Annotated in this window: 10 protein-coding genes and 1 pseudogene; 10 read left to right on the top strand and 1 reads right to left on the bottom strand. The window is 71.3% G+C overall.

Annotated elements, in window-relative coordinates:
• From I5I_RS09940 to lysS, 9 genes are all read left to right on the top strand, one after another.
• Positions 1-222 (top strand): GTP cyclohydrolase I (locus tag I5I_RS09940; protein ID WP_036318996.1); only part of this gene is annotated, 222 nt, incomplete at its 5' end.
• Entirely contained in the window at positions 219-1,043 is an 825-nt protein-coding gene (gene folP, locus I5I_RS09935) for a dihydropteroate synthase (RefSeq protein WP_036318994.1), read from the top strand. The genes I5I_RS09940 and folP, both read left to right, overlap by 4 nt.
• On the top strand, positions 1,040-1,414 hold the full coding sequence (folB, locus tag I5I_RS09930) for a dihydroneopterin aldolase (RefSeq protein WP_036318991.1): 375 nt from the start codon (positions 1,040-1,042) through the stop codon (positions 1,412-1,414). The genes folP and folB overlap by 4 nt, the downstream gene beginning before the upstream one ends.
• A complete protein-coding gene (gene folK / locus I5I_RS09925; protein WP_036318988.1) occupies positions 1,411-2,004 on the top strand; it encodes a 2-amino-4-hydroxy-6-hydroxymethyldihydropteridine diphosphokinase in 594 nt (197 codons plus the stop codon). The genes folB and folK overlap by 4 nt, the downstream gene beginning before the upstream one ends.
• Complete coding sequence (locus I5I_RS09920; protein ID WP_036318985.1) at positions 2,001-2,495, top strand: DUF3180 domain-containing protein; 495 nt, start codon at positions 2,001-2,003, stop codon at positions 2,493-2,495. Before folK ends, I5I_RS09920 begins: the two co-directional genes overlap by 4 nt.
• 64 nt (positions 2,496-2,559) lie before the next feature.
• Positions 2,560-3,087 carry a PH domain-containing protein gene (locus I5I_RS09915; RefSeq protein ID WP_051039558.1) on the top strand — a complete coding sequence of 176 codons (528 nt, stop codon included), beginning with the start codon at positions 2,560-2,562 and terminating at the stop codon, positions 3,085-3,087.
• A complete protein-coding gene (locus I5I_RS09910) occupies positions 3,084-4,691 on the top strand; it encodes a PH domain-containing protein (RefSeq protein WP_036318983.1) in 1,608 nt (535 codons plus the stop codon). Before I5I_RS09915 ends, I5I_RS09910 begins: the two co-directional genes overlap by 4 nt.
• Positions 4,688-5,389, top strand: a complete 702-nt coding sequence (locus I5I_RS09905) for a DUF2520 domain-containing protein (RefSeq protein ID WP_036318981.1) — start codon at positions 4,688-4,690, stop codon at positions 5,387-5,389. The genes I5I_RS09910 and I5I_RS09905 overlap by 4 nt, the downstream gene beginning before the upstream one ends.
• Positions 5,390-5,469: 80 nt before the next feature.
• Positions 5,470-7,020 (top strand): lysine--tRNA ligase, encoded by a 1,551-nt coding sequence (gene lysS / locus I5I_RS09900; protein ID WP_036318980.1) that lies wholly within the window; start codon positions 5,470-5,472, stop codon positions 7,018-7,020.
• 51 nt (positions 7,021-7,071) lie between these two features.
• Here lysS and I5I_RS09895 read toward each other — a convergent pair whose 3' ends face one another.
• Complete coding sequence (locus I5I_RS09895) at positions 7,072-7,836, bottom strand: IclR family transcriptional regulator (protein ID WP_036318978.1); 765 nt, start codon at positions 7,834-7,836, stop codon at positions 7,072-7,074.
• Between the two features lie 184 nt (positions 7,837-8,020).
• Here I5I_RS09895 and dhaK point away from each other — a divergent pair.
• Positions 8,021-8,978, top strand: a pseudogene (gene dhaK, locus I5I_RS09890) (dihydroxyacetone kinase subunit DhaK); the annotation flags it as partial.

The following is an 8,978-nucleotide window of genomic DNA, read 5'->3' as shown; positions in this document are numbered from 1 at the left end:
ATTGAGCTCGGTCCCGGGGATCCTCTAGAGTCCGACACCATCGCCGCGGCCCTCGATGCGCGCGGCGTGCTCGTCGTGCTCGCCGCGCATCACGAGTGCGTCACGATGCGCGGGGGACGGCAGCCGGATGCCGCGACGATCACCATCGCCGCGCGCGGCGAGCTGGCCGAGCCGTCTGCACGCGCCGAGATCATGATGCTCGTGACGGGGACGCCCGCATGACCGCGATCATGGGCATCGTCAACGTCACGCCCGACTCGTTCAGCGACGGCGGGCGCTTCCTCGCGGCCGACGCCGCGATCGCGCACGGCCTGTCGCTGCGCATCGACGGCGCCGACATCCTCGATGTCGGCGGAGAGTCGACGCGACCGGGCGCCGAGCGGGTGGCCCCGGCCGAGGAGCAGGCGCGCGTGCTGCCCGTGGTGGCGGCGCTCGCGGCGGAGGGCGCTCTCGTCAGCATCGACACGATGAACGCGAGCACCGCGCATGCGGCGATCGATGCCGGCGCGCGCATCGTCAACGACGTCTCGGGCGGGCTGGCAGATGCCGACATGCTCGGGGTGGTCGCGGCATCCGACGTCGACGTCGTCCTGCAGCACTGGCGCGGCCACTCCGCCGACATGTACGCCCATGCCGCCTACGCCGACCTCGCCCGCGACCTCGTCGCCGAGCTCGAGGGACGCGTGGAGGCCGCCGCGGCCGCGGGGATCTCGCCCGAGCGGGTCATCCTCGATCCGGGAATCGGCTTCGGCAAGCGCGGCCCGCAGAACTGGGAGGCGCTGCGCGCCCTCGAGCGCATCGTCGCGATCGGGCCGCGGGTACTCGTCGGCACCAGCCGCAAGCGCTTCCTCGCGGAGGCGCTGGCGCCTGCCGACGGCGCGGAGGTCTCGACCCCGCGACGCGACCTCGCGACCGCTGTCACGAGCGTGCTCGCGGCCCAGACCGGCGTGTGGGCCGTGCGCGTGCACGACGCCGCAGCCACCCGCGACGCGCTCGCGGTGTGGGCGCGGTGGAGCGGTGAGAACGACGGAGGAGGCGCATGAGCGACCGGATCACCCTCACCGGCATCCGGGCCACCGGCTACCACGGGGTCTATGAGCACGAGCGTCGCGAGGGTCAGGTCTTCATCGCCGACGTCGTGCTGGAGCTCTCGCTCGCCGACGCCGCCCGCAGCGACGACGTGGCCGACACCGTGCACTACGGCGAGTTCGCCGACCAGGTCGCCGCGGTGCTCTCCGGAGACCCGGCCGACCTCCTCGAGACCGTCGCGCAGCGCATCGCCGATCGGGCCCTCGCGTACCCCCGGGTGGATGCCGTCGAGGTCACGATCCACAAACCGCAGGCGCCCATCGCGGTGCCGTTCGACGACGTGAGCGTGACGATCCGTCGCGCTCGTGAAGGAGCGCCCGCATGAACCGCCGCCTCGCGCAGGGCTTCTCCGACGACATGCCTGCCCCGAGCTCCGCCGAGACGGTCGCGGTGATCGCGATCGGCGCCAACCTGGGCGACCGGCAGGCCACCATGACGGCGGCCCTCGAAGAGCTCGCGCGTCTGCCGCTGACGACGCGTGTCGTCGCCTCGGCGCCCATCGAGACGGTGGCTTTGACGCTGGACGGCCCGGATGAAGAGGCCCCCGCCTACCTCAACGCGGTCGCGCTCGTGACGACCCGCCTCGCCCCCTCGGTGCTGCTCGGGTACCTCCACGCGATCGAGGAGGCGCACGGGCGGCCGCCGCGCCGCGTCGACGACCTCCGCTGGCAGAGCCGCACCCTCGATCTCGACCTCATCGCCTACGGCGACGTGCGCTCTGCCGACCCGACGCTCACCCTCCCGCACCCGCGCGCGGGAGAGCGCACGTTCGTGCTCGAGCCGTGGCTGCAGGTCGACCCCGAGGCCGTGCTGCCCGGCGTCGGGCGCGTGCACGATCTGCTCGCAGCGCTGCGGGAGGCCGAAGCGGAGGCGGATGCGGACGGCACCTCGGCACCGGAGGGGGGCGCGGCGTGAAGCGCACCACCGCGGGCGCGATCGTCGCCGCCGTCGCCATCGGCGTGTTCCTCGGATTCGCCGTCGACCAGGTGCTGACGGTGACAGGGCGTCCCACTTTCACCCCGTCGTTCCTGCTGCCGATCCTGCTCGTCCTTCTCGGCATCGCCCTCGTGCTGTTCGCGTTGCCGATCCGGCGAGCGACCGCCGGCGCCCAGACCGCTCCGGTCGATCCCTTCCGCGCCGTCCGCATCGCGATGCTGGCGAAGGCGTCGACGCTCGTCGGTGCCGGTGTCGCCGGTGTCGCGGCGGGACTTCTGGCCTTCCTGCTCACCCGACCCGTCGCGCCCTCGTTAGGCTCGACAGGACCGGTGATCGCCGCGATCGTCGGCGGCCTCGTGCTGGTCGCGGCGGGACTCGTCGCCGAGCACCTCTGCACCATCCGGAAGGACGACGATGACGAACACCCCGGACCTCCCGAACCCGGACTCGGACTCTCCCACCACGACTGACGTCGTTTCGCTGGCGGACGGCGTTTCGACTCCCGTCGCTCGCTCAACGACCGGGGGTGAAGGCGTGCTCGACGAGGGCACCTACGACCGCATCCTCGAGCCGCGCAGCACGAAGCGGCTGCCGCTGGGCGACGGCACCTGGCATCAGCTCTCGCGCAACTACGTCTGGGTGCGGCTGATCTCGACGATCGCCTTCCTCGTGCTCGTCATCGCCGCGGCGCTCGTCGGTGCGCTCCTGCTGCGGCTCGGCTGGGTGTGGATCCCGGCGGGCGTCGTCACCGTCGTGACGGTCTGGACGCTCGTGATCCTCCCGCGCCAGGCCCGCGCCTACGGCTACCAGCTGCGCGAGGACGACCTCGTGTTCCGCCGCGGCATCCTCTGGCAGCGCATGGTCGCCGTCCCCTACGGGCGTATGCAGCTGGTCGACATCACCCACGGGCCCCTCGACCGCGTCTTCGGCATTGCCCAGCTCAAGCTCGTGACCGCTGCGGCGACCACCGGCGTCGTGATCCCGGGTCTTCAGCAGTCGGCCGCCGAGCTGCTGCGCGACACGCTGATCGCGGTGGCTGAGACACGGCGGACCGGCCTGTGACCGATCCCGCCGCCGTCGCCGACGTGCGCTCGCCGCTCAGCGACGGCGAGTGGCATCGACTGCACCCTCTCACACCCGTGCTGCGCGGTGGGCTGTTCCTCGTGGTCGTGCTCGGCATCGTCATCACCAACCTGCGCGACCGCATCATCGGCTGGCTCTTCCCCGCCGTCGCCGACCTGGAACGCTACGAGGCCGACCCCGTCGACTACGTCGTCAGCAACAACCTCATCCTGCTCGCGCTGCTGGCGGTGCTGGCCGTGCTGCTGCTCCTGCTGGGCGGCTTCTGGCTGTCGTGGCGTTTTCACACGTTCCGCATCACCGGCGACGACGTGGAGGTGCGCAGCGGCATCTTCTTCCGCACCCATCGGCGTGCGCCGCTCGATCGGGTGCAGGGCGTCAACCTGACCCGCCCGATGGTCGCGCGGCTCCTGGGCGCGGCCAAGCTCGAGGTCGTCGGCGCGGGACTCGACAGCAACGTCAAGCTCGAATACCTCTCGACCACCAACGCCGAGGCCGTGCGCGCCGACATCCTTCGCCTCGCCTCCGGCCGCCAGCTCGCGCGGGCCTCGGATGCCGCGGGATCCATACCCCGCGGGCGGGCCGCCGTCGCCACCGTCAGTGCGGCGCTCACCGGGCTGATCGACGGCGCCGAGCGGCCCGTCGCCGAACCGGCATCCGTCGTGCACATCCCGCCGGGGAGGCTCATCGCCTCACGGCTGCTGTCGGGCTCGACGCTGTGGCTGCTGGTGCTGGCCGCCGCCATCATCGTCGGCGCCGTCGTGGGCACGCCCTGGGTGCTGTTCACCCTGGTGCCGGCCGTGCTGGGGTTCGCGGCCTATTGGTTTCGCACCATCACCCGCGCCCTGCGCTACTCGATCGCCCCCACGCCCTCGGGGGTGCGCATCACCTTCGGACTGTTCACGACCATCACCGAGACGCTGCCGCCGGGCCGCGTGCACGCATTCGAGATCCGCCAGCCGCTGCTCTGGCGCGGGTGCGGCTGGTGGTCGATTCGGGTCAACCGACTCTCGGGGCGTTCGGCCAGCGACGCGCAGTCGCAGCAGTTCGCGGATGTGCTGCCGGTCGGCACTCGCGACGACGTCGAGCGGGTGATGCGCCTGTTCCTTCCCGGGATCTCGGCCGCGCAGTGGCAGGAGCTGGTCGTGCACGGTCTGCTCGGCCCGCACGACGCGAGCGACCCGTACGTGACGACGCCGCGGCGCGCGTGGTGGTTGCGCCCGCTGTCGTGGCGGCGCAACGGGGTGCTGCTCACCGAGGACGCGATTCTGCTTCGCCACGGCCTCATCTGGCGCTCGCTGGTGATCCTGCCGCTCGCGCGCCTGCAGTCGGTGGCGCTGTCGCAGGGGCCGCTCGGGCGTTCGCAGAAGGCGGCGACACTCACCGGGCACACCGTCGCCGGGCAGGTGCCGGGCGCCGTCGGGGCACTCGACCGCGACGACGCCGTCGCGGTGTGGCAGCGGGCCGCAAGAGCGGTGATCACGGCCGCCGCGAGCGACCGTTCGCACCGGTGGGATGCCGCGCCCCCGGCGTCGCCGGTGCCGATCGCGATCGCGACCACCGACCAAGAGGAAGGACGCGCATGAGCGGCGCGAGCAGGCTGGGAGTGGGGATCATCGGCGCCGGACGCGTCGGTCCCGTCATCGGGGCGGCCCTGGCCGGCGCCGGACACGCCCTCGTCGGCATCACGGCCGGCTCCGACCGCGACCGCGTCGAAGCGATTCTGCCCGGGGTTCCCGTGCTCGACGCCGACGAGATCGTGCGTCGCAGCGAGCTCGTGGTGATCGCCGTTCCGCACGACGAGTTGCCGAGCCTGGTCGCCGGTCTGGCCGAACTCGATCGCTGGCAGATCGGGCAACTCGTCTTGCACACCGATCCCGCCTGGGGGACCGATGTGCTCGCTCCTGCGGCAGGCCGCGGGGCGATTCCGCTCGCGGTGCACCCGGCGGTCACCTTCACCGGCAGCTCGATGGATCTGCGCCAGCTGCAGGACGCGTTCGCGGCGGTGACGGCGCCGGCCGCGGTGCTGCCGATCGCGCAGGCGCTCGCCGTCGAGCTGGGCTGCGAGCCCGTCGTCGTCGCCGAAGCCGACCGCGCCGCCTACGGCGAGGCCATCGCGACAGCGACGGCGTTCTCGGCATCCGTCGTCCGCCAATCGACGTCGCTGCTGCGCTCGGCCGGCATCGAGGAACCCGGACGCTACCTGTCGGCGCTCGTGCATTCCGCCGTCGACCGGGCGCTGCAGGACGGGTCGCCGCTGATCGACGACGTCCTCGGCGGCTGACCGCGCGGGTCGCGGTGCGCCGGAAGGCGCGCGGGCGGGCCTCGATAGACTGGAACGTCGATTCCGAGGAGCCCCGCACCATGACTCAGACGCCGAACGCCGCGTCCACGCCCGTCCCGGCCGCCCCTGACGCCGAGGGAGCGGACCTCGCCGACGTGCACGAGCAGAAGGCGGTACGCCTCGCCAAGCGCGAGCGGCTGCTCGCCGAGCGGGCGGATGCCGCGGGCGGCGCCTACCCGGTGACCGTCCCGGTCTCCGACACCATCGCCGCTCTGCGTGCGCGCTACGCCGATCTCGAGGCCGGCGCGGAGACCGGTGTCACCGCGTCGGTCGCCGGACGCGTCGTGTTCAGTCGCAATACGGGCAAACTGTGCTTCGCGTCGCTGCAGGCCGGCGACGGCAGCCGCATCCAGGCGATGGTGTCGCTCGCCGAAGTGGGCGAGGAGTCGCTGCAGGCCTGGAAGGACCTCGTCGACCTCGGCGACCACGTCTCGGTGACCGGTCAGGTCATCTCCAGCCGCCGCGGCGAGCTGTCGATCATGGTCACCGACTGGGTGATCGCGGCGAAGGCGCTGCTGCCGCTGCCGAACCTGTACAGCGAGCTGAGCGAGGAGAGCCGGGTGCGCTCGCGCTTCCTCGATCTCATCGCCCGCGATCAGGCGCGGGAGACGGTCATCGCGCGCGCCAAGGTGAATGCGTCGCTGCGCCAGACCTTCGCCGACCACGGCTTCCTCGAGGTGGAGACTCCGATGCTGCAGGTGCAGCACGGCGGGGCGGCGGCGCGGCCCTTCGTGACGCACTCGAACGCGTTCGACGCCGAGCTGTACCTTCGCATCGCTCCCGAGCTCTTCCTCAAGCGCGCCGTCGTCGGCGGCATCGACCGGGTGTTCGAGATCAACCGCAACTTCCGCAACGAGGGTGCCGACTCCACTCACAGCCCCGAGTTCGCGATGCTCGAGGCCTATCAGTCCTACACGGACTACAACGGCATCGCCGATCTCACGCAGGAGCTCATCCAGAACGCGGCGATCGCCGTGGCCGGCTCGACGACGGTCACGTGGGCCGATGGGACGGAGTTCGATCTCGGCGGACAGTGGGATCGCATTTCGATGTACGCGTCCCTCTCGGATGCCGCGGGCACTCCGATCACGCCCGAGACCCCGCTGGACGAGCTGAAGGCGCTCGCCGCGTCGGTGGGCGTGGAGGTGCCCGAGAAGGTCGCGACGCACGGCAAGTACGTCGAAGAGCTGTGGGAGCACTTCGTGAAGGGCGGCCTGGAGCGGCCGACCTTCGTCATGGACTTTCCCCTGGACACCTCGCCGCTCGTCCGCGAGCACCGCACCGTCGCGGGTGTCGTCGAGAAGTGGGACCTGTACGTGCGCGGCTTCGAGTTGGCGACGGGATACTCCGAGCTCGTCGACCCCGTCATCCAGCGCGAGCGCTTCGTCGAGCAGGCGAAGCTCGCGGCCCGTGGTGACGATGAGGCGATGCGCGTCGACGAGGAGTTCCTGCGCGCGCTCGAGCACGGCATGCCCCCGACCGGCGGCATGGGAATGGGCATCGACCGACTGCTCATGGCGATTACCGGACTCGGCATCCGCGAGACGATCCTCTTCCCGCTGGTGAAGTAGCCCGCGGGGCGCGTCGACGCGCTGCGCGCGCTCAACGGCCCGTGGCGCTGATCAGACCGCCGCGCCCGCTCGGGGCGGCCAGCTCGGAGCTCCCAGGTCGCGGGAGATCGCCTGTGCCGCGTCGCGCAGTTCCTTGAGGACTGCGGCATCCAGCTCCGATGCCGGCGCGGGGAAGACGACCCCGAGCGCAGCGATCACCGTGCCGTCCTCGCCCGCGACCGGAACGGCGACGGAGGCGTCGCCGATGACGGCCTCTTCGTTCTCGGTCGCCAGCGCACCGTCCTGCACGACGATCAGCTGCTCCTGCAGCGCAGCCGCGTCGGTGACCGTGTCGCCGGTCAGGTCGGCCAGGGGGTGGGCGAGCACCTCCGTGCGGAAGTCGTCGTCGTAGGCGAGCAGCACCTTTCCGAGGGCGGAGGCGTGGGCCGGGAGGGTGATCCCCGTCTCGGGCATCTGCTCCGTGCCGTCTGGTCGGCGATCGTGGTGGATGACGAGGACGTCCGTGTTGTGCGCGACACCCAGCCGACAGGCGAGTCCGGTGCGATGCGACAGGTCGTGCATGCGCCGCAGCGACCGTGCGCGCACGTCGAGGGTGTCGAGGTACACGCTCGAGAGGGTGAGAAGCGCCGGGCCGAGGGCGTAGCGACTGCCGCGCGCCTCCTGAATCACCAGACCGTGTTCCTGCAGCGACTTCACGAGGCCGTGCACCGTCGACGGCGGCAGCTCGAGCGCGACGGCGAGCTCGCTGATGCCGAGGCGCCGCGCACCCTGCAGCAGGGAGAGGATGCGCGCGGCGCGGTCGATGGACTGGATCATCCCGAGACCTTTCGCGCGCGGACGGTTGACGTCACACTACCTCTTGACACCGGTGCAAATGGGGCAGATATTCGACATAGACGAATCGCAGTCGATGATGTCGAAAAGCCACCCCCGCGACGAGGCCGTCGAAGAACGCCGGCGAGAACCACCTGCGACAACTCAGTGAAGAGGAGATCCGCGCATGAAGAAGCTCATCAACTCGGCCGAATCGGTGCTCGCCGATGCCCTGCGCGGCGTCGCGGCCGCCCACCCCGAGCTCACCGTCGACCATGAGAACCGCGTGGTCATCAGCAACGCGCCCCGCGAGGGTCGCGTCGCGCTGATCTCGGGCGGCGGTTCGGGCCACGAACCCCTGCATAGCGGCTTCGTCGGCGCGGGCATGCTCGATGCCGCGTGCGCGGGCGAGGTGTTCACCTCGCCGACGCCCGATCAGATGCTGGCCGCGGCCCAGGCCGTCGATTCCGGTGCGGGCGTGCTCTTCATCGTCAAGAACTACACGGGTGACGTGCTCAACTTCGAGATGGCGGCCGAACTGGCCGCCGACGAGGGCATCGCCTCGGAGTCGGTGATCGTCGCCGACGACGTCGCGGTGAAGGACTCGACGTGGACGGCCGGGCGTCGCGGTGTCGGCACGACCCTGCTCGTCGAGAAGATCGCCGGGGCGGCGGCGGCCGAGGGTAAGAGCCTGGCAGAGGTCAAGGCCGTCGCCGAGCACGTCGCCTCGCACGGGCGCTCGATGGGCGTCGCGCTCACCAGCTGCACCGTGCCCGCGGTCGGTCACCCGAGCTTCGATCTGCCGGATGACGAGATGGAGATGGGTGTCGGCATCCACGGCGAGCCAGGGCGCACGCGCGTGCCCCTGGCCCCTGCGCACGACATCGCCGCCGAACTCGTCGAAGCGATCACCGCCGACCTGGACTTCACCGGCGCTCCGGTGATCGCTCTGCTGACCGGGCTTGGTGGCACGCCGCTCATCGAGCTGTACGTGATGTACGCCGACATCGCCGACGCCCTCGCGGCGAAGGGCGTCACGGTCGCCCGCAGCCTCGTCGGCGACTATGTCACGAGCCTCGACATGGCGGGCTGCTCCCTCACCCTTCTGCGCGCCGACGAACGAGCTGCTGCGCCTGTGGGATGCT

Source organism: Microbacterium sp. B24 (assembly GCF_000333415.1).
Classification (GTDB): domain Bacteria; phylum Actinomycetota; class Actinomycetes; order Actinomycetales; family Microbacteriaceae; genus Microbacterium.
This window is presented reverse-complemented; position numbering and strand designations above follow the sequence as displayed.